Origin of the sequence: Verrucosispora sp. WMMA2121 (genome assembly GCF_027460185.1) — a bacterium.
GTDB lineage: Bacteria > Actinomycetota > Actinomycetes > Mycobacteriales > Micromonosporaceae > Micromonospora > Micromonospora palythoicola.
Map to the genome: position 1 here is coordinate 1,826,346 of NZ_JAPZBH010000006.1, position 23,476 is coordinate 1,849,821.

General features: G+C 71.2%; 19 protein-coding genes. 12 read left to right on the top strand and 7 right to left on the bottom strand.

Annotated features, from left to right (window positions below):
• Nucleotides 1-44: 44 nt before the first annotated feature.
• Nucleotides 45-2,732 carry a helix-turn-helix transcriptional regulator gene (locus tag O7605_RS17190; protein ID WP_269740123.1) on the bottom strand — a complete coding sequence of 896 codons (2,688 nt, stop codon included), beginning with the start codon at nucleotides 2,730-2,732 and terminating at the stop codon, nucleotides 45-47.
• A gap of 141 nt (nucleotides 2,733-2,873) precedes the next feature.
• On the opposite strand from O7605_RS17190, the gene O7605_RS17195 reads away from it, so the two are divergent.
• From O7605_RS17195 to O7605_RS17220, 6 genes are all read left to right on the top strand, one after another.
• The gene (locus O7605_RS17195; protein WP_269740124.1) at nucleotides 2,874-3,545 is read left to right on the top strand and encodes a hypothetical protein; all 672 of its coding nucleotides are present in this window, start codon (nucleotides 2,874-2,876) and stop codon (nucleotides 3,543-3,545) included.
• Nucleotides 3,546-3,603: 58 nt separating this feature from the next.
• Nucleotides 3,604-4,173 carry an SdpA family antimicrobial peptide system protein gene (locus O7605_RS17200; protein ID WP_269740125.1) on the top strand — a complete coding sequence of 190 codons (570 nt, stop codon included), beginning with the start codon at nucleotides 3,604-3,606 and terminating at the stop codon, nucleotides 4,171-4,173.
• Entirely contained in the window at nucleotides 4,167-5,189 is a 1,023-nt protein-coding gene (locus tag O7605_RS17205; RefSeq protein ID WP_269740126.1) for a sporulation-delaying protein SdpB family protein, read from the top strand. Before O7605_RS17200 ends, O7605_RS17205 begins: the two co-directional genes overlap by 7 nt.
• 150 nt (nucleotides 5,190-5,339) lie before the next feature.
• Nucleotides 5,340-6,629, top strand: a complete 1,290-nt coding sequence (locus O7605_RS17210) for a GAF domain-containing protein (RefSeq protein ID WP_269740127.1) — start codon at nucleotides 5,340-5,342, stop codon at nucleotides 6,627-6,629.
• Between the two features lie 101 nt (nucleotides 6,630-6,730).
• Complete coding sequence (locus O7605_RS17215) at nucleotides 6,731-7,147, top strand: hypothetical protein (RefSeq protein ID WP_269740128.1); 417 nt, start codon at nucleotides 6,731-6,733, stop codon at nucleotides 7,145-7,147.
• Between the two features lie 13 nt (nucleotides 7,148-7,160).
• Nucleotides 7,161-8,186 carry a polyprenyl synthetase family protein gene (locus O7605_RS17220; protein WP_269740129.1) on the top strand — a complete coding sequence of 342 codons (1,026 nt, stop codon included), beginning with the start codon at nucleotides 7,161-7,163 and terminating at the stop codon, nucleotides 8,184-8,186.
• Between the two features lie 11 nt (nucleotides 8,187-8,197).
• Here O7605_RS17220 and O7605_RS17225 read toward each other — a convergent pair whose 3' ends face one another.
• On the bottom strand, nucleotides 8,198-9,256 hold the full coding sequence (locus tag O7605_RS17225) for a LacI family DNA-binding transcriptional regulator (RefSeq protein WP_269740130.1): 1,059 nt from the start codon (nucleotides 9,254-9,256) through the stop codon (nucleotides 8,198-8,200).
• A 497-nt stretch (nucleotides 9,257-9,753) separates the two neighbouring features.
• Here O7605_RS17225 and O7605_RS17230 point away from each other — a divergent pair, with 497 nt between their 5' ends.
• A complete protein-coding gene (locus O7605_RS17230) occupies nucleotides 9,754-11,856 on the top strand; it encodes a cellulase family glycosylhydrolase (RefSeq protein ID WP_443083937.1) in 2,103 nt (700 codons plus the stop codon).
• 61 nt (nucleotides 11,857-11,917) lie between these two features.
• On the opposite strand, the gene O7605_RS17235 is transcribed toward O7605_RS17230, so the two are convergent.
• The 3 genes from O7605_RS17235 to O7605_RS17245 are packed head-to-tail and all read right to left on the bottom strand — an operon-like array spanning nucleotide 11,918 to nucleotide 16,049.
• Nucleotides 11,918-13,108 carry an ABC transporter substrate-binding protein gene (locus O7605_RS17235; protein WP_269740131.1) on the bottom strand — a complete coding sequence of 397 codons (1,191 nt, stop codon included), beginning with the start codon at nucleotides 13,106-13,108 and terminating at the stop codon, nucleotides 11,918-11,920.
• Complete coding sequence (locus tag O7605_RS17240) at nucleotides 13,105-13,509, bottom strand: roadblock/LC7 domain-containing protein (protein ID WP_099847772.1); 405 nt, start codon at nucleotides 13,507-13,509, stop codon at nucleotides 13,105-13,107. Before O7605_RS17240 ends, O7605_RS17235 begins: the two co-directional genes overlap by 4 nt.
• 38 nt (nucleotides 13,510-13,547) lie before the next feature.
• Nucleotides 13,548-16,049, bottom strand: coding sequence for a sensor histidine kinase (locus O7605_RS17245; protein ID WP_269740132.1), 2,502 nt, complete (start codon nucleotides 16,047-16,049; stop codon nucleotides 13,548-13,550).
• A 325-nt stretch (nucleotides 16,050-16,374) separates the two neighbouring features.
• Between O7605_RS17245 and O7605_RS17250 the strand changes: the two genes are divergently transcribed.
• Both O7605_RS17250 and O7605_RS17255 read left to right on the top strand, forming a co-directional pair.
• Nucleotides 16,375-18,426: a copper-translocating P-type ATPase gene (locus O7605_RS17250; RefSeq protein ID WP_269740133.1), complete on the top strand. Its 2,052-nt coding sequence runs from the start codon at nucleotides 16,375-16,377 to the stop codon at nucleotides 18,424-18,426.
• A gap of 61 nt (nucleotides 18,427-18,487) precedes the next feature.
• Complete coding sequence (locus tag O7605_RS17255; protein WP_269740134.1) at nucleotides 18,488-18,919, top strand: DUF2000 domain-containing protein; 432 nt, start codon at nucleotides 18,488-18,490, stop codon at nucleotides 18,917-18,919.
• Here the strand turns inward: O7605_RS17255 and O7605_RS17260 are convergent.
• On the bottom strand, nucleotides 18,894-19,715 hold the full coding sequence (locus O7605_RS17260; protein WP_269740135.1) for a helix-turn-helix transcriptional regulator: 822 nt from the start codon (nucleotides 19,713-19,715) through the stop codon (nucleotides 18,894-18,896). The genes O7605_RS17255 and O7605_RS17260 overlap by 26 nt on opposite strands.
• A 129-nt stretch (nucleotides 19,716-19,844) precedes the next feature.
• Between O7605_RS17260 and O7605_RS17265 the strand changes: the two genes are divergently transcribed.
• The 3 genes from O7605_RS17265 to O7605_RS17275 are packed head-to-tail and all read left to right on the top strand — an operon-like array spanning nucleotide 19,845 to nucleotide 22,284.
• Nucleotides 19,845-20,426, top strand: coding sequence for a copper chaperone PCu(A)C (locus tag O7605_RS17265; protein WP_269742665.1), 582 nt, complete (start codon nucleotides 19,845-19,847; stop codon nucleotides 20,424-20,426).
• Nucleotides 20,427-20,443: 17 nt separating this feature from the next.
• A complete protein-coding gene (locus O7605_RS17270; RefSeq protein WP_269742666.1) occupies nucleotides 20,444-21,643 on the top strand; it encodes a Dyp-type peroxidase in 1,200 nt (399 codons plus the stop codon).
• 17 nt (nucleotides 21,644-21,660) lie between these two features.
• Nucleotides 21,661-22,284: a copper resistance CopC family protein gene (locus O7605_RS17275; protein ID WP_269740136.1), complete on the top strand. Its 624-nt coding sequence runs from the start codon at nucleotides 21,661-21,663 to the stop codon at nucleotides 22,282-22,284.
• A gap of 66 nt (nucleotides 22,285-22,350) precedes the next feature.
• Here O7605_RS17275 and O7605_RS17280 read toward each other — a convergent pair whose 3' ends face one another.
• The gene (locus tag O7605_RS17280) at nucleotides 22,351-23,451 is read right to left on the bottom strand and encodes an L-dopachrome tautomerase-related protein (protein ID WP_269740137.1); all 1,101 of its coding nucleotides are present in this window, start codon (nucleotides 23,449-23,451) and stop codon (nucleotides 22,351-22,353) included.
• Nucleotides 23,452-23,476: the final 25 nt, after the last annotated feature.

The following is a 23,476-nucleotide window of genomic DNA, read 5'->3' on the forward strand; positions in this document are numbered from 1 at the left end:
AGTAGGGCAGGTCCGCCACGATTGCCGGCCGGCTGGACCGCGGCTCACCCGGTCTCCGGGTCGCCGACCTGCGACGTCCCGCCCCCGTCGCGCAGCAGCGCGGCCAGAGCTGCCCGTGAGCTGACCCCCAGCTTGCGGTACACCCTGGTCAGGTGAGCCTCGACGGTCCGTTCGGTCACGTAGAGCCGCATCGCGGCGGCGCGGTTGGTATGGCCCTCGGCGACCAGGGCAGCAACCCGGCGCTCGGCCTGGGTGAGCTCAGGTCCGGCGATCAGGGCCCACCGCCGCTGTCCGGCTCCGTGCCGGCGCTGGGCGTTCACCACCTGCTGGCGTAACCACTCGGAGGGCGTGCGTTCGGCGATCACCCGGGCGAGGTTGATGTGTTCCCGGGCGGAACCGGTTTCGCGTAGCGCATCGAGACAGCCGGCCACCGCGAGATGGGCCTCGCCGAGCGACAGGTCAGCCTGCCGATCGGCGAAGAGCCGGACGGCTTCCCGGGCGGCGGTCAGTGCGCTGACGGGGTCCCGGCGCGCGAGCAGCACCTGCGCGGTGGCCAGGCGTGCCTCGGCCCGCCGGATCTCCAGACCGAGCGCGGCGGCGGCGACCTCCGCCCGCTGCGACCAGGCGTACGCCTCGTCGAGCAGGCCGCCGGCCAGCAGGAACTCGGCGTGCCCGGCGAGCCACTTGGGCTGCAGGTCCCGCCGGCTGAGTCGGCCCCGGCCCGGCTGCACGAGCGTGCCGGTCAGGTGTCGCGCCTCGGTGTGCCGCCCCTGAGCGAACCGGATGTGGGACAGCACGGCCAGTGCGGTGTCGCGCAGGGTCTGGTCGTGCCGGGCCTCCCGGACGGCTTCCTCACCGACCGCAGCGGCGGCCTGCGGTCCGGCCCGCCAGAGCAGCGCCATCGCCCGGTAGGTGAGTGCGATCGCCACCGCCGGCCGCGCGCCGACCGACCGACCGGCCCGTTCCGCCTCGATCGCCACGCTGATCGCCTCGTCCAGTCGCCCGCTACCGGCGGCGATCCGCGCCTGGCCGGCGAGGAGCCCGGGCAGCAGGTGCGCCTGGCCGTGTTCCCGGGCCAGTGCCACCGCCCGGGTGACGTGTCGCAGTGCGCCCTCCTTCTCCAGGACGACCCCCTGCACCCAGGCCAGCCATTCCGGGACGTCGAGGCAGCCGGCGAGGGCACGGTCGGACATGGCGTCGACGAGTGCCTCGGCCACGCGCAACTCGCCGGCGGCGACGTCGGTGGACCCGTGTTCGGCGGCTCGGGCGGCGAGGGTGGTCCGGGCCACCGCCGCCAACGGTGGGTCCGTTTCCGCTCCGGTCGCCGCCCGGATCTCGGTGACCAGCGGGTTCAGGTCGCCCCACCGGCCGCTTCGGGCGGCGAGTCGCCCCTGCGCCACGGACAGCCGGGGCCGTAGTCGCGGCAGCGTCGTGGTGTGCTCCCGCGCCAGCCTGGCCAGCGCCGGGGCACTGGGGCCGAGCCGATCCGCCAGGTCCGCCCGCAGGACTGCGGCGGCGAGCCGGGTCTCGGGGCCGGGCGACGCGTCGAGCGCCGTCTGCGTGAGGCGGAGTGCGCCGGTGAGATCGCCGGCCGCGGCCGTTGCCCGGGCCCTGGTCAGCAGCGCGTCACCGAACGCCATCGGATCGTCCGGAGGGGCCAGGGTGACCGCGAGGCGACTCACTCGGGCGGCCAAGGGCGGGTCGACGGTCACCAGCTCCCGGGCCACCTCGTGGACCCGGGTGAACCGGGAGGCGGCCGCGCCGGCCCGCAACAGGTGCCAAGCGCAGGTACGCGGGTCGGCACGGCGCTGGCGCAGTGCCGCGTCGGCACGCAGGTGCGCTTCGGACCGCCAGCCGGTGGGAGCATCCTGGTAGGCCGCCGCCCGGACCAGGGCGTGCCGCGGACGCAGGATGGCGTCGTCGGCCGCGTACCGGAGCAGGTCCATGCGGACGAGCCGGTCCAGCGCCTCGACGGTCGTCGTACGGCCGTGCTGCCCGACCTCCGCCACCAGAGCGGGGTCGGCCGCCTCGCCGAGAACGGCCACGGTGTGCAGGATCCGCCGGGTCGGCTGGTCCGCCAGGTCGATCTCGGGGCCGAGGAGCCCCGCCAGGCAGCGGGACGGGCCGAGTTCCACGACCCGTTCGAGCACGACTGTGCCGTCTGCGTCGACCAGTTCGGGGTGCGCGTCGAGGACCGCGAGCAGCCCGGGCAGTCGTGCACCGGCTGCCGCCAGCGTCGCGCGCCGGGTCGCCGGCAGCACGCGCGAAAGCAACGCCTCCGCCGCCGCCTCGGGGAGCGCGCCCAGCGGCACGGCCAGTTGTCGTATCCCCGCGCCGGTGCCCGTGACCAGGCGGAGCAGGCTTCGGGGTGCCTGTCGCGGCCGGTAGGCGCAGAGGACGGCCAGCCGTCCGGGGGGTGGTGTGTCCACCAGCAGGTGCCGCAGGGCGGCCAGCGCCGGCTCGGCCCGGTGGGCGTCGTCGAGGACGGCGACGACGGGACGGGCCCGACTGAGCCGGCCGAGGCGGGCGAGAGCCGCGGGCGTCCACCGGTGGGCGGTCAGGTCGACATGGAACACGCTCGGCAGTTGCCGGAGCAGGTGGGTCAGGAAGGCCGTCTTTCCGGCACCGGGATCACCGGTGATCTCGACGATCGTCGGCTGCCCCGGCACGAGCCCGGCCAGACCGGCACGGACCGCAGCGAAGTCGTCGTCCCGTCCCACCAACATGGACATTCGCTCACGATAGGTGATCCGGACGGGTGATCTACGTAAGGGCTTTCCCCAATGCTCCTGCCGGTACCTGCCCGCCACCATGTGCCGGGTTCCGCCGCCCCGGCGGAACTCCCAGCAACAGGCGAGGGTGAGGAGAACTGAGTGCCCAGAAATCGATGGCGCCGACTGATGGCGCCGGCGCTCGTGATGTCGTTGGTGGTGTCCGGGATCGCGGGGCAGGGCGTGGCCAACGCCCGCCCGACCGAGGACCGGGCCTCGGCAGGCGCTGCGGCGACGCCGACCGTGGGTACGACGGCGGACGGCGCGGCGCTGATGCGTGGTGTCTTCTTCCTGCAGGGCGAGGTGGGCCAGAAACTGGAGCGCCTGCCGTACGTCTCCATGGACGCCGAGAACCTGCGTAAGAACCGGTCTGCCGAGGCGGTGCAGGCGGTGACCCGGCTGATCGAGCAGGCCGAGGCGGCCCAGCCCGGACTGCTCGCCAGCTTCTCCAACGGCATGCGCAGCGGCGATCCGTACCAGGTCGAGGCCGCGCTGACCGAAGCCGGCTCGGCGTTGGAGGCGGCGTTGGGAGATCGGCCGATCCTGTTCAGCGATGACGACGAAGAGGACACCGACACGGCGTTCATGGTGGAAACCGCCGTCGCGGTGGTGAACGTCGGAACCGTCGCGGTGTCCCTGGCCGTGGCGGTCACGGTGGCCGCCGTACTCGTCGTGGTGGCGTTCCTCGACAGCCGGGAGCGGCCCCTGGGCGGCCGCGACCTGGAGACCGAACGGCTCATGGCCCTGTTCGCCACCGAGCTGCGCACCATCTGAACCGGTGCGGGTGGGACTCCCGTGCCCACCCGCGCCCCTTCTTCCGCGAGGAGATGACATGGCGGACAACCGGAACCAGGTGGTCGTACCCCGCCGCCCGGTGGTCTGGATCGGGCTGCTGGTGGGCCTGGTCGCTCTGTTCGACCTGCAGACGTTCCTACCGGGCAACGCGGTCACGCTGCCCGGCCAGCAGCAGGCCGCCCCGGCGTTCCGGGCGCTCCTGCCGCAGGGGTGGGCGTTCTTCACCAAGTCGCCCCGCTCCCCCGACCTCTCCGTCCACGCGATCCGGCCCGACGGCCGGTTGGACGACATCACCACCGCCGCGTACGCCGAGCCACGCTACGCCTTCGGGCTCGACCGGTCCGCCCGCGCGCAGGCCACCGAACTGGCCATTGTGGTCTCCCGGATCCCCGGATCGGTCTGGCAGCAGTGCCGGCAACCGACAGCCGCCTGCCTCGTCGAGGCGATGTCGACACCGGCCGCACCGGTCCGCAGCGGCGACGACACGCCCTCGGTCTGCGGCCCGGTCGTCATCGCCCGTACCGAGCCGGTGCCGTGGGCGTACCGGGACCTGGTCGCCGGCGAGTTCCGGTACACCCACGTCGTTCGCTTGGAGGTGTCATGCTGACCAGCCGCCCGTCGAGCATTTCCGTCGCGGTGCCCTGGGGGTCCTGGCTGGGGCTCGCCCGTACGCTGCTCGCCACCGCGACCGCCGCGACGCTTGTGTTCACTGACGCCGACGCGCTGTTCACGCCACTTCTCAGCCGGGGACCGGGGCCGCACTGCACCGGCCTGTCCGACATCGGCGCCTTCTGTCTGGCCGGGCCGGAGCACGCGAACCTGGTGCGGTGGGCGTGTGTGGCGGTACTGCTGGTGGTGGCGAGCGGGTGGCGACCCCGGTTCACCGCTCTGCCGCACTGGTGGATCGCCTTCAGCGTGAGCACCAGTGTGTCCATCCCGGACGGCGGCGAGCAGGTCAACCAGGTACTCACCCTGCTGCTGGTACCGGTCCTGCTGGCCGACCCGCGCCAGTGGCACTGGCAGCCGGCGCCCCCGGCGGACCGGGTGGTGCGCCCCGGCGGTCGGGGCGTGGTGCTGGTCGCCACGGCGGTGGTCCTGCTCTTCGCGATCCGTCTCCAGGTCGCCGGCATCTACTTCCAGGCGTCGGTGGCCAAGCTCAGCAAGCCGGAGTGGGCCGACGGCACGGTGATGTACTACTGGCTCAACCATCACAGCTTCGGCGCCCCCGGCTGGTTGCAACCGGTGACGGACGCGCTGGTGACCCGGCCGGTGCCGGTCGCTCTGCTGACCTGGACTCCGCTGGTGATCGAGTTCGCCCTGGCCGTCAGCCTGCTGCTGCGTCCGGCCGTACGGTGGTGGCTGCTGCCGTTCGGTGTGCTGCTGCACGTCGGCATCGCGGTGTTGATGGGATTGTGGAGCTTCTCGCTGGCCATGCTGGCGGCGCAGGTGCTGTTGCTCGTGCCGATGGGGGCGAACCTGCCTGGCTCCTGGCGGGCGGTGCGGAACCTGGTCGGTCACCGGGGCGCCCAGCAGCCGGGCGAGGATGCCCCGGACGTGGTTGTGGAGTCGACCAAGCGGCCGAAGAAGGACGAACCGGTCCTGGTGGGCCAGCCGACGCACTGAACACGGTTCCCGTACGAGGTCCTGATGCAGCTCCGCGCAGGCCGCATCGACTGCCGGTACGCTGCATCGGCGACCTCGGACCGGTCACCGTTCCCGACGGGTGCACACCGACGTTCCTCGGCACTGGCAGATGAAAGGCGACCCGACATCATGACGGCGCTACCAGGTGAACTGCCCGTTGCCGCGGATCCGCCGGGCACCGGCCAGGCAGCGGAGGATCTGCGGACGCTGTTCGGGGAGTCCATTGCCGTCTTCGCGGCGCTCGCGGGGCCGGAGCACCGGGTGGAGGCGGCCAATCCGGCGTTCGTCGCCGCTGTCGGCGAACAACGGGCCCGCACCGGCGTACCGCTCGTGGAGGTGCTGCCCGAACTGGCCGCGCAGGGCTTCGTCGACCTGCTCGACGAGGTCTACCGCACGGGTGAGCCCTACACCGGCCGGGACGCCCGGGTCGTGCTGGGCACCGGGCCGCACGCGCGGGAGGCGTACTTCGACTTCACCTACGAGCCGCGCCGGGACGCCGACGGCACCGTGTTCGGCATCCGCGTGATCGGTGTGGAGACCACCCAGGTCAAGCAGGCTCAGCGGCTGATGGCCGAGCACCGGGCCATGTTGGAGCAGATCGCCCGACAGGCACCGCTGACCGAGGTGCTCGACGGGATGGCGCGCTGCATCGAGAAGCTCGCGCCGCAGGAGATGCTCGTTTCCGTGCTGCTCGCCGACCCCGACGGTCGGCACCTGCGTCATGGTGCCGCGCCCAGCCTCCCCGACTTCTACAACGAGGCCATCGACGGGATCGCCACCGGTGAGGGCGTCGGATCCTGCGGCACCGCCGCGCACCGGCGGGAATCGGTGATCGTCACCGACATCGCCGTCGATCCCTTCTGGGCCGACTTCCGCGACCTGGCCGGGCGGGCCGGACTGGCCGCCTGCTGGTCCACCCCGATCCTGGCTCGCGACGGCAGCCTGCTGGGCACCTTCGCCATGTACCACCGCACTCCGCGCGTGCCGCAGGACACCGACTTGGCCCTCGCCCGGGTCTTCGCTGGCACTGCCGCACTTGCCATCGAGCGGCACCACATCGAGCAGGCGAAACTCGCCGCCGAGACGCGCGCGAAGGCAGCCCGTGACGACCTCGCGAAGGCGGTACGCGCGGAGCGGGAGCTTCGTGCCGAGGCCGAGCAGCGCGCCAGCGCCGCCGCGGAACTGAATACGAAGATGCGTGCCGCCGCGGCTGCGCAGGCCACCACCCCACACCCGGAGACCTGTCAACTCGGCGGCACCCAGAAGTGCACCGCACCGGCCGAGATCAAGATCGCCGATTCGTGGGGCGACTCGGCGTGGGGCTGTCCCCGCCATGTCGAGGAAGCCATCCTCAACGTGCGGACGGTCTTCATCGCCAGCGAGGAACTCGGCGGCCTGGCCGCGTACCTCAACCGCTGACCGCCGGGTATCAGGCCGCACGGCCAGCACTCGAACTACTCTGAGTCACCATTTCGACACACCCCTACCCGACCGGGTTCCGGGTCGCCAACACTCCTTTCATGGAGAGCAGTGGGCGTGAGCGCAGCGACGAGCGTTTCGAGAAGGTGGCCGAGGAGACCTCCGAGACGGTGACCCATGCGGCCAGCGTGCTGGAGGAGGAACTCGCGGCGGGCATTGCCAGCGCGCGGCGGCTGGAAGAGAAGCTGAGCGCCGACCGCCGGGTGGACCCGGAGGCGTTCGACGAGTTGGTGACGCGGGTCCGCACCGACGGGCACGCGCTCATCGACACCGTGGTCGCGCAGTTGAAGACCTCCGACGACCGGCGTGGTGAGGTGATCCGCCGGTACACGTCGGACGCGCACGACGCCCTCGACGGCGTGCTCAACCTCGCGCGGTTGGTGCCGGACATGGCGAACGGTCTGGTCGACCGGCTCACGCCGGAGGCCAGGCAGCAGCCCAGGCCCTCGGACAGGTAGCCGGACCACCGGCGTGACCGGCGGTCATGTCACCCAGATGCTGGAGCGCTATCGCGTCCTCGCGATCGACGCGCTCCTCGCGGGTGTGCCGTCGGGCGGACCGCACTACCTCTATGACCTGGTCAGCGAGTATCCGCGGCGGTGGGGCAAGGGGCTGCGGGCCGCCCTCTGCCTCGCCGCCTGCCGGGCCTTCGGTGGCGCTCCGTCGGTGGGGCTCAACGCGGCGGTGACGGTGGAACTGTTCCACAACGCGTTCCTGATCCATGACGACATCCAGGACGAGAGCGAGCAGCGGCGCGGAGCGCAGACCCTGCACGGCGAGTACGGGGTCGGTGTCGCCCTCAATGTGGGCAACATGACGAACCTGCTCGCGTTGCAACGGCTCGCCGCCAACCGTCGGGCCCTCGGCTCGGGGATCGCGTGGCGGCTGTTCGAAGAGACCCAGCTCATGCTGCGTCACTCGTTGGAGGGGCAGGCCATCGAGGTCGGCTGGATCCGGGACAACGTGTGCGACCTCGACGCGGACGACTACTACCGGATGTGCCTGAAGAAGACCTCCTGGTACACCTGCATCTACCCGTGCCGTACCGGCATCCTCGTCGCCACCGGTCAACAGAACGCGATCGACGTGCTCGACCGCTACGGCTGGTATCTGGGTGCCGCGTTCCAGATCCAGGACGACGCGCTCAACCTCGTTGGGGACTTCGCCCGCTACGGCAAGGAGATCGCTGGCGATCTCTGGGAGGGCAAGCGGACGCTGATCCTCATCGACTTCATGCGGCGCTGCACCGGTGCCGAACGCGAGCGGCTACTGGAGTTCCTGCGCCGGACCCGGACGCAGCGCACGGCCGCCGAGGTTCGGTGGTTGCACGGGCGGCTGCTCGCCTACGACTGCGTCGAGTCCGCCCGCCGCAGCGCCCGCGACCTGGCCGCCGCCGCTCATCGGGAAGGACGGCGGGCGTTGGGGCCGGCGGCCGAGACCGAGGACGGACGGTTCCTGCTCGGCCTACCCGAGTACGTCGTGGAACGCAGCCGGTAGCGAACGGATACTCAATCTGACGTCCCGGGCGGTGCCGTGCTCTGCCGGACCGTGAGGGACGTACCCAACTCCAGGCCGACCTGCGGTGCCCGCTCCCCGCGACCGAGCGCCAGTGCCAGCTCGGTGGCGGTGACGGCCATCTCGGTCAGTGGCTGGTGAACAGTGGTCAGCGGCGGATCGACCAGGTCCGCCAGGGGCAGATCGTCGAAGCCGACCACGCTCAGATCGGTCGGGATCCGCACTCCCAGCCGCCGTGCCGCCTGGTAGACGCCGAACGCCTGCAGGTCGTTGGCCGCGAAGATCGCCGTCGGACGATCGGGCCGGTTCAGCAGGTCGAACGCGGCCGCCTCGCCACCCGCTCGGGACAGTTCGGCACGGACGATCAAGGACTGCTCCCCGCTCAGGCCGGCGGCGTCGCACGCGGAGCGGTATCCGTCCAGCCGGGCCCGGCAGCACAGGATCGGTTCCGGCGCGGCGATCATCGCGATCCGTCGGTGGCCCAGTCCGATCAGGTGACGGGCCGCGGACCGGCCACCGGCCCAGTTCGTCGCCCCCACGAACGGAACATCGTCCGGCAGTTCGACGGTGGGGTCGAAGACCACGAACGGGATGCCCCGAGCGCGCAGTTGGTGACGCTGCTCCTCGTCCAACTGCGCCACAGTCACCAGGCAGTCCGGGCGGCGGGAAAGAGTGTCGTCGATCCAGTACCGGATCGCGCTGCGGTGCGGCCCGAACTCGGTCAGGATGACTCCCACACCGTGCTGCCGGGCGACGCGCTCCACCCCACGGATGATCTGCACGCCCCACATGTCCTCGATCTCGTCGAAGACCAGTTCCATCATGTTGGATCGGGCGGACGGCGACGACCGGCGGTAGCCGTGCCGGCTGATCGCGGCCTCGACGCGGGCCCGGGTCTGTGCCGCCACGCCGGACCGGCCATTTATGACCTTGGAAACGGTCGGTACCGAGACGCCGGCGGACTCCGCGATTGCGGCGATCGTCACCGGCCGCAACGGATCGCCGAGCTGCGGCTTCAGGTCAGCGGGCTCGCTCGGCTCGGCGCGCGTCAACCTGGCCACCTTCTCACCGGTCCCTGGCGGCCGTGCCGGACCGCGTCGGCCATCGCCGGACGGCCGGGGCCGCCTCCTCGTTTCCGGGCGCAAGGATAACCGTTCAGTGCGATGCCGGGGGTGGCGCCGCCAGGCATACGGCGCCGTGATCGCCCCGATCCCGGGCCGCGGCGACAGGCATTCTCATTGACGGCGATCGAAGAAAGTTGTAACGTCTCGCGCGGAAACTTTCCAGGCCATGAGGCCGAAAGTTTCCGCGCGGGAGTTCCAGGGCTCGTCGCGGACGTCAGGGCAGCGTCCGCATGTCTCTCACCCTTCGTTGCGCGCGGCCGGGCAACCCATCGGTACGTCAATCGCCGCGCATTCCCGGCCGTGACGGCTCGAAGGCCCATGTCTTCGTACGCCATGCCCTGTGCTGGCAGCCCGTCCGCCGACAAGCACGAACCGGCGGAGCGGCCGGTCCACGACACGGGCGCCACTATGGCGAGGAGTTGCTGATGAGCTCGAAGAACAGACGAAGGACCCCCTGGCGTGCCGGCATGGTCGCCGGGGCGGTGACCGCGCTGATGATGGCAGGGACGATGGTGACCGGCAGCGCCCAGGCGGCGGCCGGCTGCCGGGTGGCGTACGAGGTCTCGTCCCAGTGGCCGGGCGGCTTCACCGCGAACGTGAACGTGACGAATCTCGGCGATCCGATCAACGGCTGGAAGCTGGCGTGGACGTTCCCCTCCGGCCAGCGGGTCACCCAGGCCTGGAACGCGACGGTCACCGCATCGGGTAGCCAGGTCACCGCGACGAACATGAGCTACAACGCCGCCATCGGCACGAACGCCGCGGTCTCCTTCGGCTTCAACGGGTCCTGGACCGGGAGCAACACCGCACCGACCTCGTTCACGTTGAACGGCGTCGCCTGCACCGGAGGCGTCGGTCCCTCGCCGACGCCCAGCCTCTCCCCCACCGCCTCCCCCACCACGTCACCGTCGGTCACGCCGACGGCGACCCCGCCGGCGGGGAACCGGATGGAGATGGTGGCGGCGATGCAGCCTGGCTGGAACCTGGGCAACACCCTCGATGCCATCCCGGACGAAACCGCCTGGGGCAACCCGTTGACCACCCGGGAGATGCTGCGCCACATCCGTGCACAGGGGTACCGGAGCATCCGCCTCCCGATCACCTGGAGCAACCACCACGGGCCGGCGCCGGACTACACCATCGACCCGACCTGGCTGAACCGGGTCCGCGAGATCGTCGACTGGTCCCTCGCGGAGGACCTCTACGTAATGATCAACCTGCATCACGACTCGTGGCAGTGGATCAACAGCTATCCGACCGACCGCACGAACGTGATGAGCCGCTACCAGGCGCTGTGGAGCCAGCTCGCCACCGCGTTCCGCGACCACTCGGCGAAGCTGGTGTTCGAGAGCATCAACGAGCCGCAGTTCGCCGGCACCTCGGGTGACGCCGAGAGCGACCAGGTGCTGCACGAGTTGAACCTGGAATTCGTCCGCCTGGTACGCCGGTCCGGCGGAGCCAACGCCACCCGCCTGCTGGTGCTGCCCACCCTGCACACCAGCGGTGAGCAGGCCCGGATGGACGCGTTGCTGGCCACGTTCGACGAACTCGACGACCCCAACCTCGTCGCCACCATCCACTTCTACGGCTGGTGGCCGTTCAGCGTCAACATCGCCGGCGGTACCCGCTACGACAGCAACGTCGAGCAGGACATCATCGGCAGCTTCGACCGGGCGTACAACACGTTCGTGTCCCGGGGCATCCCGGTCATCATCGGTGAGTGGGCCCTGCTCAGCTACGACTACACCCGGCCCGGGATCATCCAACGGGGTGAGCTGCTGAAGTTCTTCGAGGCGGTCGGCCATCACGCCCGCATCCGGCAGCTCACCACCATGCTGTGGGACGCGGGTTCGTTCCTGCACCGGCCGGAGCTGCGCTGGCGGGACCAGGGCATCTACGAACTGATGAAGGCGAGCCTGACGACCCGCTCCGCCACCGCGTCCACCGATCAGATCTACGTACCCCGCACGGGCGGCATCACCAGCAGGTCACTCACCCTCAACCTGAACGGCACCTCGTTCCAGAGCCTCTGGCACGGCGGCACCCGACTGACGAACGGCACCGACTACACCGTCTCCGGCAGCACGCTCACGCTGACCCGGACGGCCGTCACCCGGTTGGTCGGCAACCGGGCCACCGGCGTCAACGCCACCATCGAGGCCCGCTTCACCAGCGGCGTGCCGTGGCAGATCAGCATCATCAGCTACGACCCGCCGACCCAGACCGCAGCCAACGGTACGACCAGCGGCCTCACCATCCCCACCCAGTTCCGCGGTGACCAGCTCGCCACCATGGAGGCCGAGTACGCCGACGGCAGCGCCGCCGGACCGGCCAACTGGACCACCTACAAGGAGTTCTGGAGCAGCTTCCGGCCCGACTACGGCGCCAACACCATCTTCCTGACACCCGAATTCTTCGCCGAGGTCAACGACGGCGCCGTGACGCTCACCTTCCACTTCTGGAGCGGCACTCAGATCACCTACCGCCTGACGAAGTCCGGCAGCACGATCACCGGCAGTCCGGCCTGACCATGATGCGACGTGGCCGGTGCGGGTACGTCCGCACCGGCCACGACGGGCACCGCCGGGTTCAGCCGCCGAGGGTGGCAAGTTCCGAGACGACCACGTTCGTCAGTGCCCGGCCGTCGCGGCGGACCTGGCGCAGATACCACTTCTGGATCGGCGCGTGGGTGGACTTCGCGAACTGCCAGGGCCCACGGGGGCTGTTGAGCTGCCCGAGGCCGGCGATCGCGGCGTTGATCTGCTCCGGGGTGGGGTTCACACCCGCTGCGGCGATGGCCCGGTCCAGTACGGCCGCCGCGTCGTACGACGCCATCACGATCGAGGTGGGTACCCGCCCCGGGTAGGCCGCGTTCCAGGCGGCGACGAATTCCCGGTTGGCCGCGTTGTCGAGGTCGGGCGAGTAGTTCAGGCCGTTGTAGATACCCTCGGCCGCGTCGCCCTGCTCGACCAGGCTCGCCGGCTCGGTCACGAAGCCCGCCGCGTAGAGCGGCAGGTCGGCGACGGGGGATGCGGCGAACTGCTTGACGAAGGTGATGGCGTTCTGCGCGTCGAAGAAGCAGTAGACCGCGTCGGCGCCGGACTCGGCGATCTCGTCCAGGTACGGCCCGAAGTCCTCGGTGACCGGGAACGGGCTGAAGACGGCCTTGCCGCCGGGGTTGGCCAGCCGGCCACCGAGGTCGGTGAACGTGTCGACGAAGCCGCGCAACTCGTCGCGACCGCTCTGGAAGTCCGGCCCGATGGCATAGACCCGGCCCTGCCCCACCTCCTGCTTGACGAACGGCGCCATGGCCACGCCCGGCTCCACGGAGATCAGGTTGGTGTGCCAGATGTACGTCACGTCGGTCAGCGCCGGCCGCCCCAGGGCACCGACGAGCGGAACCTGGTGCTTGTCGATGAGCGGCAGGATGGCCGCCACGCTGCCGCCGTTGATGATGCCGGTGATAGCCGAGACGCGATCCTGCTCCAGCAGTTTCGTGGCGGACTCGACCGTCACGTCGCGTTCGTATCCCTCGTCGGCGACGATCAGCTCGGCCGGGTGGCCGCCCAACTGCCGGCCGCGCATGTCCAGATAGAGCTGGAAGCCGTCGCGCAGCTCGGAGCCGGGTGCCTCGAGCGACCCGGCCAGGGCGGTGATCATCCCGATCCGGATGGTCTGACGTTGCGGCTCCGATCCGCCGTCACAGGCGGTGGTGGCGGCGACCAGCACGCCGGTCAGCAGGGCCGCGACGAGCCGACGGGTGGGGTGGCTGGCGTTCACAGCATCCCCAGCAACTGGGACCGCACCGCCGGGGTCAGCACCTCACCCATCCGGTTCGCCAGGTCGGTCATCTCGTACGAGACCTGACCCACGTCGCAGACCGGGGACGCCAGCACGAGCAGCGAGGCCCCGTCGCTGAACGACATGCAGAACATGAAGCCGCCGTCCATCTGGGTCACATTGGAGATCACCGAGCCCGCCTGGAAGAACCGGGCAGCCCCGACGAGCAGGGCTATCAGTCCGCTGCCGGTGGCGGCGAGCTGATCCGCCCGGTCCCGGGGCAGGCTGTGGTTGTGCGCCAGGACCAGCCCGTCGGTGGAGATGGCGAGGGCATGACTGACCTCAGGAGTACGGTTCACGAAGTTCTGCAACAGCCAGCTCAGGTCGTTCGGGCTTGTCACGACGTCGCTCCAGATCGGGGAGGGGTGGACGGTCAGCGTCAGAAGGAGGTGGTGGACCGGCGTCCGGCGACGCCCTTGGCGTAGGCCGACATCGCCGCCGACACGGCGGCCGGGTCCAGCTTCCGCCGCGGGTCCGCGCTTGGTTGCTGTGCCTCGGGTACGAGGTGCGGCTGCGGGACCCGGCGCGGCAGACCGACCTGCGTGGCGGGCGCTGGAGTGGCGGTCGCCCACTTCTCACCGTCGTCGACCGGCCAGATGACGGCCACCGAGTCGCCGTCGAAAGCGGTCTTGAACCAGCCGTTCACCGTCGGCCCGGTCGGCGACCCGACCCCGATGGGCTGTGGCTGGGCTGCTGGCTGGAACAGCGGTGCGGGCACCGGTGGGGCGACCGAGCCGTTCGGTGCCGGCGCGCTCGCCCGTACCGCGCCCGCCGTGCCGACACCGGCCGGGATCCGCCCGGCGCTCGGCACCTGGTTGTCGGGACCGGCCACCGGGACGGTGGCGCGGCTCGTCGAGGCCACGGCCGGACGTCTCCCGGCGGCGGAGGGTCGGCCTCGGCCCAGTTCGGGCTCCGCCGGCGGCAGCTGCTGCGCCGGCCGGCGTACCACGATCGGTGCCGGCAGCGTGATCTCGGCTACCGTGCCGCCCGTCGGTCCGGGCCGCAGCTCGACCCGCACCCCATGCCGGGCGGCGAGCCGGGCGACCACGGACAGACCCATGGCCCGCACTCCCGACACGTCGACCGACGCCGGGTTGGCGAGCGCCGCGTTCAACTGCGCGCACCGCTGCGGGGACAGCCCGACACCCTGGTCCACCACCTGCACGATGGCCCGGTCCGAGAGCGCGTGCCCGGTGACCAGCACCTCCGCCTCCGGCGGGGAGTACCCGGTCGCGTTGTCCAGCAGTTCGGCGACCAGGTGCACGATCTCGTCAACCGCGTTGCCGGCGATCGCCAGCTCCTTGTCCACCGTGCCGATCCGGACCCGGGTGTAGTGCTCGATCTGGGACAGCGCGGCCTGGATCACGTGGTCGAGCGGGACCGGTTCCTGACGTACCCGGGAGATGCCGGAACCACCGAGCACCAGCAGGCTCTGGTTGATCCGGGCCATCCGGGTCGCGAGATGGTCCAGTTGGTACAGCTGCTGGAGACGTTCGGGGTCGGCCTCGTCGCGTTCCACGTCGTCGACCTGGGCGAGCATCGCGTCCACCAGCCGCTGCTCACGTCGGGACAGGTGGACGAAGATCTCCGCGATGTTGGCTCGCATCACCGCCTGCTCGCCGGCGATCCGGACCGCCTCCCGGTGCAGGGCCCGGGTCGCGGTGGCGACCTCGGCGATCTCGTCGGAACCGGTGATCCGGAACTCCGAGACGGATCGGTCCGCCACCTCGTTGGGCTGCACGCTGCCCGGTGGGGCCGCGCTGAGTTCCCGGACGACGGCCGGAAGCCGGTCGTACGCCACCTTGGTCACCGTGTTGCGCAGGGACCGCAGCCGGCGGGTGATCCGGCGCGCCACCACACCGGTGAGGACGGCGGTGAGCGCCAGGACCAGGAAGATGCCGACGCCCTGGAGCAGCGCGTCACGCAGCAGTTGCCCCCGCTCGGTCGACACCCGGTCGGCGACGGCGGCATCCACGTCGCTCTGGATCCGGAACATCTGGCTGACCCAGCCGTCCGTGGCCTCGACCCAGTCCTCCGCGTCGACGGTGAGCCGTCCGCCGGGAAGCGTCCGGCCCACCTGATCCTGGAGCCGTTGTGCGGCGACGACCTGAGGATCGGTGCCGATCTGCTCCCAGCTGGCCGCCCACCCTGGTTCGGCGAGGGCCAGGAAGGCGTTGGTGGCCTCGGCATACCGGGCCTGGGCACCGACGATCTCCTGCTGCCCGGCCGGGGTCAGTTCGCCTCCGGCGAGGCTGCGCAGCACGATCACCTGAAGCTGACCGATCGCCTCACCCGCCTCGGAGACCGCCACCGCGGCCCGGACGTCGTCGGCGATGTTTGTCGAGGTGTCGGTGGCCACCGACGCGCGGAAGGTGAGCAGGTCCGCGACGAGGATCCGGTAGCTGAAGGCGATCGCGGACAGGGTGGCCCGCGGGCTCGACCGGACCTGCTCGCGTACCGAGCCGAGCGCCGTCAGACCGGCGTCGATCCGTTGCAGGGCCGAGTTCTCGGCCGACACCTCGGCCCGGCGTCGTTGGAACTCGACGATCTCGGCGTCGGTCTTCGCCACCTGGTCGTCGAAGGTGGCGCTGGCGGCCTGACTCTGGGTGGTCACTTCGACCGCCGCGACCACCCGTTCGGCCTGCAGGGCGCGGGCCAGCGCACCAGCCTGGGTGGACAGTGTGACGACGTCGTGCACGGTGCCCGCGTTGAGCACCTGCCGGACGGTGCCCTCAAGGGCCAGGCCGGCGAACGCCACCACGGCGATCAGGGGTACGGCGACCAGCAGCCGTAGTAGGCGGACGATGCTGCCCCGGGCCAGCCACCCCCGGCGCGCTTCGGCATGGTTACGCACCGCGGCTGCCGCTGTAGCACGTGTCACCGGCGTACTCCGCCCCCTTGCCTCATCGACGTTGATCTCAGCAGGAACCGGCGTCCACGCCGGCTACATGGTGGAGGGTGGGCATGCCTGCCCACGTCAGAGCGCCATTCCTACCACGATGTATCGGTTCACCTCTAGATCCCTTATCGCCCGCCGACGGGTTGACTGACGTCTCGGACATGAACCGGAAGCACGACAGCGAAACTTGTTCGGCCAATCGTCGTGGACCAATGGAGGAAAGGGCGAGGCCAGATCTGTATTGATCTTGTTATAGAGGTGGCAAATACCCCCAGGGGGTATATGGTGAGGGTCGGGAGGCGATGACATGTCCCACGGCGACACCCAGCACCACCCGAAACAGCACGGGCACGGCGGGCACGACAAGCACGCCGGGCACGATCCGGCGGCGTTCCGCCGCAAGTTCTGGCTCAGCCTGGCGCTGACCGTGCCGATCGTGGCCACCAGCCACATGGTGATGGACTGGCTCGGCTACGAACTCGACTTTTCCGGAATCGGTCTGGTCGGGCCGGTGCTCGGCACGGTGGTCTTCGGCTACGGCGGCTGGCCCTTCCTCCAAGGGGCGGTGCGCGAGGTCCGGGACCGGGCGCCGGGCATGATGCTGCTGATCGCGATGGCGATCACGGTCGCCTACGTGGCGTCGCTGGCCACCTCGTTCGGCGCCTTCGACCTGGACTTCTGGTGGGAACTCGCGGCGTTGGTGACCATCATGCTGCTCGGTCACTGGCAGGAGATGAAGGCGATCGGCCAGGCCCGGGGTGCCCTGTCGGCGCTCGCCGCGCTGCTGCCCGACGACGCCGAGCGGCTCGACTCGGACGGGGCACCGCAACGGGTGCCGGTGACCGAACTGGGCGTCGGTGACGTGGTCCTGGTCCGTCCGGGTGCCCGGGTGCCGGCCGACGGCACCGTGGTCGACGGTCGCGCCGAGATGGACGAGTCGATGATCACGGGTGAGTCCCGGCCGGTGGCCCGCTCCACCGGCGACCGGGTGGTGGCCGGCACGGTGGCCACCGACGCGGCGCTACGGGTGCGCATCGAGGCGGTCGGGGAGGACACCGCGCTGGCCGGCATCCAACGGCTGGTGAGCGAGGCCCAGCAGTCCAGCGGCCGGGCGCAGGTGCTGGCCGACCGGTTCGCCGCCTGGCTGTTCTACATCGCCACCGCGACCGCCGTGCTCACCCTCGCGGTCTGGTCGCTGCTCGGCAATGTGGACCAAGCGGTCGTACGGACGGTGACCGTGCTGGTCATCGCCTGCCCGCACGCGCTCGGGCTGGCCATTCCGCTGGTCATCGCGCTGTCCACGGCGGTCGCCGCGAAGGGCGGAATCCTGGTCAAGGACCGGTTGGCCCTGGAGCGGATGCGCACGGTCGACACGGTGCTGTTCGACAAGACCGGCACCCTGACCCGGGGCGAGCACGTCCTCACCGACGTCGCCGCCACCAGCGGCTCGACCGAACGGCAGGTACTCGCCATCGCGGCGGCGGTGGAGGCCGACAGCGAGCACCCCCTCGCCCGGGCGATCGTGACCGCCGCCGCCGACCAGGACCACCGGCGGGTGGCCACCGGCTTCCACTCGATGACCGGCCGTGGGGTACGCGCCGAGGTGGACGGGGTGACCTACGCCGTCGGCGGCCCGGCGCTGCTACGGGAACTCGACGTCGCCGTGCCGGACGACCTCGACGAGCAGCGGCACGACTGGTCACGTCGCGGCGCGGCAGTGCTCTACCTGCTGCGGCTCCACGACGACCACGCTGGCGTCCTCGGTGCCCTCGCGTTGGCCGACCAGGTTCGACCGGAGGCCCGGCAGGCCATCGCCGACCTTCGGGAGCAGGGCATCCGGAAGATCGTGATGATCACCGGGGACGCGCGGCCGGTCGCCGAGGCGGTCGCCGCCGACCTCGGATTCCGTACCGGGGAGGACGAGGTCTTCGCCGAGGTGCTACCGGCGGAGAAGGACGACACCGTGACGGGACTGCAGCGGCGCGGGCTGCGGGTCGCCATGGTGGGCGACGGGGTCAACGACGCGCCGGCGCTGGCCCGGGCGAACGTGGGCATCGCGATCGGCGCCGGCACCGACGTGGCCATCGAGTCCGCCGGAGTGGTGCTCGCCTCCTCCGACCCGCGCGGCGTGAGCGGCGTGATCCGGTTGTCCCGGGCCACCTACCGGAAGATGCTCCAGAACCTGGCCTGGGCCGCCGGCTACAACGTGGTCGCGCTGCCACTCGCCGCCGGGGTCCTGGCCTGGGCCGGCGTGGCGCTGAGCCCGGCGGTCGCCGCCGTGTTGATGTCGGCCTCCACCATCGTGGTCGCGCTCAACGCCCAACTGCTGCGCCGGGTCGAGTTGCGCGCAGCGGATTGAACACCGAACAGGGCAGCTTCGTACAAGACCCCGGCACGGCGGCCGGCCCAGACTCGGCAACATGGAAACCACCACCGAGCCCGTACGCTTCGACACCAGGATCGCAGTCCTGCTCCGCGACGACCTGCCGACCTGGCAGCGACTGAACATGACCGCGTTCCTGGTCAGCGGCATCGGTCAGGCCGTGCCCGAGGTGATCGGCCAGCCGTACGCCGACGCCGACGACACGCCCTACCTGCCCATGTTCCGGCAGCCGGTGCTGGTGTTCGCCGGTACGAAGGAGACGGTGACCGCCGCCCACCAGCGCGCCGTGGCCCGTGGGCTGCCGCTGGCCGTCTTCACCTCGGACCTGTTCCGGACCGGCAACGACCGGGACAACCGGGCGGCCGTGCGCGCCGTCGGCCGCGACCACCTCGACCTCACCGGGCTGGCCGTGTACGGCCCGAAGAACGTGGTGGACAAGATCTTCAGAGGTGCCCGGATGCACCCGTGACCCCGCGATCGCGGGTGTACTGACCGGGATTGAAGCCGAGGATCCGCTTGAAGTGCCGACTCAGATGCGGCTGGTCGTGGAAGCCGGCCGTGGCGGCCGCCTCCCGGGCCGGTACCCCCTCGCGCAGCAGTCGACGGGCCAGGTCCACCCGTCGGGAGATCAGATACTGGTGCGGACCGATGCCGAAGGCCGTGGAGAAGGCCCGCACGAGGTGGGTCGGATGGGCGTGTAGCAGACCGGCGGCCTCCGCCAGGGTCAGTCCCACCACGAAGCGCTCGTCGAGCAGGTCACGTAGCCGCCGGGCGATCCGTGGATCCCGCAGCGACGTGACCACGGGCGTGCGGCGGGCAAGTCGCACCCGCAGCCGCTCGACAACGAGTGCGAGATGCACCTCGGCGGCGAACTCGTCACCCGCCTCGGCCAGCCGCGCGTGCAGCAGATCGATCCGCCGCCGCAGGGCTTCGTCGTCGAAGGTCGGCCGGTCCACCGCCCGACCGCCCAGGCGATCGTCGAACTGCCCGGGGTCGAGATAGAGCACCCGCTTGCGGAACCCCTGCGCGGTGGCCGGTGAGCCGTTGTGCGGCACGTTCGGCGGCAACAGCGTGACCACCCGCCGGAATGCGCCGTGCTCGTGGCGATCCAGGTCGTACCGGACGACTCCCTCGTCGACCACGAGCAGCGCCCAGCTGTCATGGGTGTGCATCGGGTAGGCGTGGTCGGTGAACCGCGCGTGCAGCACCTCGGTGATTCCGTCGATCGCGGGGGACCACGCCCGTACCTGCTGTCGCCGGGACACGGCGAAACTGTAGCCGCTCCGCCACCGGCCACCACCAGAGCGCAAGTGACCAGGGCAACTGCCGCTGGCGGAACTTCCGGGCCGCACCGGACGACAAACCTCATGACATCGATCTTCGAGGGGAACGTCATGCCCATCGTCCTGTCCCGTCGGGCCCTGCGCCCAGCGGTCCTGTTCACCGGGGCCGCACTCATCGTTTCCCTGGCCGCCTGCGCGTCGTCCGGGGAGTCGTCGACCACCCCGACGCCGTCCGCCACCGCGTCCACCGTCGAGGCCGGCGCGCTGGGCGTACGCGATCCGTGGGTGAAGGCCGCCGACGAGGGGATGACGGCGGCGTTCGCCACGCTTGTCAACGACAGCGACACCGACGTCACGATCACCGGTGCCGCCAGCGAGGTGTCGCCGATGGAGCTGCACGAGATGGCGATGGCGGACGGGAAGATGGTGATGCGGGCCAAGCAGGATGGCGTGGTGATCAAGGCGAAGAGCGAGTACAAGCTGGAACCGGGCGGCGACCACCTGATGTTGATGGACCTCGCCAAGCCGGTCCGGGCCGGTGACGAGCTGACCTTCACGCTCACCTTCGCCGACGGGCGGACCCAGACGTTCCGCGCGGTCGCCAAGCCGTTCACCGGAGCGCAGGAGAGCTACGCCCCTGGGCATGGCGAGCCGATGCCGGACATGCCGACGAGCCACAGCCCGGCACCGTGAGGCCCATCAGCCGGCCGGTGAGCCGGCGCGGCCTGCTCACCGGCGGCGCGCTGGCCGCCGGTGGCACGGTGGTCGGGGCCGCCGCGGTGGCCGCCGCCCGCGGCGAGCCGGCGGGACGTCCGCCGGAGCGGACGCCGGTGGCGGAGGTCGGCGAGGCGGTCGAACCGTTCCACGGCGTACGGCAGGCGGGGATCGTCGACGAGCCGCAGGCACATGCCGCGTTCGTCGCCTTCACCCTGCGCCCCGGCACCGACCGGGCCGGCCTCGGGCGGCTGTTGCGACTGCTCTCCGACGACGCCGCCCGTCTCACCCAGGGCCGACCCGCGCTCGCCGACACCGAACCCGAGCTGGGGCTGCTGCCGGCCCGGCTCACGGTCACCTTCGGTTTCGGCCCGGGCCTGTACGCCGCCGCCGGTCTCGACGACCGCCGCCCGCCCTCGGTGGTCGACCTGCCCGCGTTCCGCATCGACCGGCTGCAACCCCGCTGGTCCGGTGGGGACCTGCTGGTGCAGATCTGCGCCGACGACCCGATCACCGTGGCACACGCCCAGCGGGTCCTGGTCAAGGACAGCCGGCCCTTCGCCACCGTGCGCTGGGTCCAGCAGGGCTTCCGGCGGGCGGCCGGCGCCGAGCCGGGCCGGACCCAACGCAACCTCTTCGGCCAACTCGACGGCACCGCCAACCCGAAGCCCGGCGTACCGGTGGAGACGGCGGTCTGGGTCGCCGACGGGCCGGACTGGCTGCGTGACAGCACCACCCTGGTGGTGCGGCGGATCAGCATGAACCTGGAGACCTGGGACCTGCTCGGTCGCACCGACCGGGAACTGGCCGTGGGGCGGCGGCTGGACACCGGTGCCCCGCTGACCGGCACACGCGAACACGACGAGCCCGACTTCGCCGCTCTCGGCGCCGACGGGCTCACGGTCATCCCGGACTTCTCCCACCTCACCCGGGCGCACGTCACCGACGACCGGTTCCGGATCCTGCGCCGTCCCTACAATTACGACGGCGTGCCCGCCGCCGACGGAACGGCGGACAGTGGGCTGATCTTCGCGGCGTACCAGGCCGACATCGCCACCCAGTTCCTGCCCATCCAGCGGCGGCTCGCCGAACGTGATCTGCTCAACGAGTGGACCACCCCGATCGGCTCCGCCGTCTTCGCCGTCCCGCCCGGCTGCCCGGAAGGTGGTTGGGTCGGTCAGCAACTGCTCGACTGACGAGGAGAATGACCGTCATGTCCCGCCACCCGCATCGGCCCCTCGCCGCCGCCCTCGCCGCCGCGCTGGCCGCCACCGCTCTGCTGCTCGGGCCGGTCTCCCCGGCGTACGCCCACAACGTGCTGCGCAAGGCCACTCCCGCACAGGACGCCACGCTGAAGAAGGCACCGACCAGGATCACCCTGGAGTTCCTGCAGAAGCTGAACCCGTCGTTCACCACGATCACCCTCAGCGACGCCGACAAGCAGCAGGTGACCACCGGCGAGCCGGAGGTCAGCGGCACCAAGGGCACGGTCACCATCGAGCCGCCGCTGGCCAACGGCGTCTACACCGTCGCGTACCGGGTGGTCTCCAGAGACGGACATCCGGTGCAGGGGTCGTACACATTCACCGTCGCCGACCCGACGGCCACCGCCGAACCGAGCCCCAGCCCGCCGACGAGCGAGCCGGCACCGACCCCGTCGGCGACCCCGAGCGCCGAACCGACCGCCTCGACCAGTCCGGTCGCGAGTGACTCCTCCGACGGTCCCGGCACGACGGCACTGCTGGCCGGCGGCGGGATCGTGCTGGCCCTGGTGGCCGCCGCGGCGGTGCTCCTGCTGCGACGCCGGTCCGCCGCCGGAGGCGACCCGGCGCGGTGAGCCCTACCGGAGGCGACCCGGCACGGTGAGGCCGCACCGGGCCTATCGGAGGCGACCCGGGCGGGCTCAGCGCAGCAGCACCGGTCCGGCGTCGATCCGGGTCCGGAACAGCGCGTACGGCTTGCGGCGTAGATCCCGGCCCCGCTGGAAACTCGGCTGCCGGTGCAACTGGTTCGCGGTGACGTAGAGGTGCCCGTCCACCGCCACCGACAGGGTGTCCGGCCAGAGCAGCCGAGGGTCGTGGACGACCGTCTCGTACTCGCCGTCCGGACGTCGCCGCAGCACCGCGTTGTGCTCGTACGCGGTGAGGTAGATCCGCCCGGCGTCGTCGGCCTCCAGGCCGTCGGAGCCGGTGCCCTTGTCGCCCTCGTGGATCACCGTCGCGGCGACCTCGTCCGCGCTGGCCGAGACGTCGGCGAGCCCGTCGGTGGCGATGCTGTACCACTGGCGCGAGGCCAACGGACAGTAGTGCAGCCGGGCACCGTCGGCGGAGATGGCTATCCCGTCCGCGCCGATCGTCAACGGACCCGGCGGCCCGTCGGCCGGTCGTTGCAGCAGCGGCCTGCCCTCCACCACCGGCCGGAAACGGGACAGTGGCTCCGCCTTGGTCGACCGATGGTCGTGCAGCCGTCGCCAGGAGGTCCCGGTGGCCAGGTCGACCACGATGATCCCGTTCGGCCCGGCGACCGCGGAGTCGGTGAGGTACGCGAGGCCCGCCGCGCCGCGCCGCAGGTCGAAGCGCACGTCGTTGAGGTACGTGGTGGGCAGCGCCACGTCCGGCGGAAAGGTGATCACCTGGGCGACGGTGTCGCTGCCCAGGTCGATCCGGACCAGTTTGGGGCCGCCCGGTCGCGTCGGTTGGAACATCGGGCTGCCGGTGTCGAGCACCCAGAGCCGGTCGACGGGGTCCACCACGACGCTCTGCACCGAGACGAAGGCACCCGGGTCGTCGTCGCCGGCCGGCCGGTTCCACCGCTCGTCCGGGTACGGCACCTCGGCGCCGTCGCGCAGCTCGACCACGGTGGCGGGCACCTCGTCGCCCCAGCGGGGAAAGTTGACGAAGATCCGGCCGGTGTGCGACACGCTGACGCCGGTGGGCATGGGCCCGGTGAAGGCGTGCACCAGTTCCAGCTCGCCGACGGGCTCGTCGGACACGGGCTCGCTCATCCGCTGCTCCTGCCGTCGGGTCACG

Coding starts and splice junctions, on each gene's coding strand:
- O7605_RS17190 (WP_269740123.1), bottom strand. CDS start 2,732: ATGTCCATGTTGGTGGGACGGGACGACGACTTCGCTGCGGTCCGTGCC.
- O7605_RS17200 (WP_269740125.1), top strand. CDS start 3,604: ATGGCGGACAACCGGAACCAGGTGGTCGTACCCCGCCGCCCGGTGGTC.
- O7605_RS17205 (WP_269740126.1), top strand. CDS start 4,167: ATGCTGACCAGCCGCCCGTCGAGCATTTCCGTCGCGGTGCCCTGGGGG.
- O7605_RS17210 (WP_269740127.1), top strand. CDS start 5,340: ATGACGGCGCTACCAGGTGAACTGCCCGTTGCCGCGGATCCGCCGGGC.
- O7605_RS17215 (WP_269740128.1), top strand. CDS start 6,731: ATGGAGAGCAGTGGGCGTGAGCGCAGCGACGAGCGTTTCGAGAAGGTG.
- O7605_RS17230 (WP_443083937.1), top strand. CDS start 9,754: ATGAGCTCGAAGAACAGACGAAGGACCCCCTGGCGTGCCGGCATGGTC.
- O7605_RS17250 (WP_269740133.1), top strand. CDS start 16,375: ATGTCCCACGGCGACACCCAGCACCACCCGAAACAGCACGGGCACGGC.
- O7605_RS17255 (WP_269740134.1), top strand. CDS start 18,488: ATGGAAACCACCACCGAGCCCGTACGCTTCGACACCAGGATCGCAGTC.
- O7605_RS17265 (WP_269742665.1), top strand. CDS start 19,845: ATGCCCATCGTCCTGTCCCGTCGGGCCCTGCGCCCAGCGGTCCTGTTC.
- O7605_RS17275 (WP_269740136.1), top strand. CDS start 21,661: ATGTCCCGCCACCCGCATCGGCCCCTCGCCGCCGCCCTCGCCGCCGCG.
- O7605_RS17280 (WP_269740137.1), bottom strand. CDS start 23,451: ATGAGCGAGCCCGTGTCCGACGAGCCCGTCGGCGAGCTGGAACTGGTG.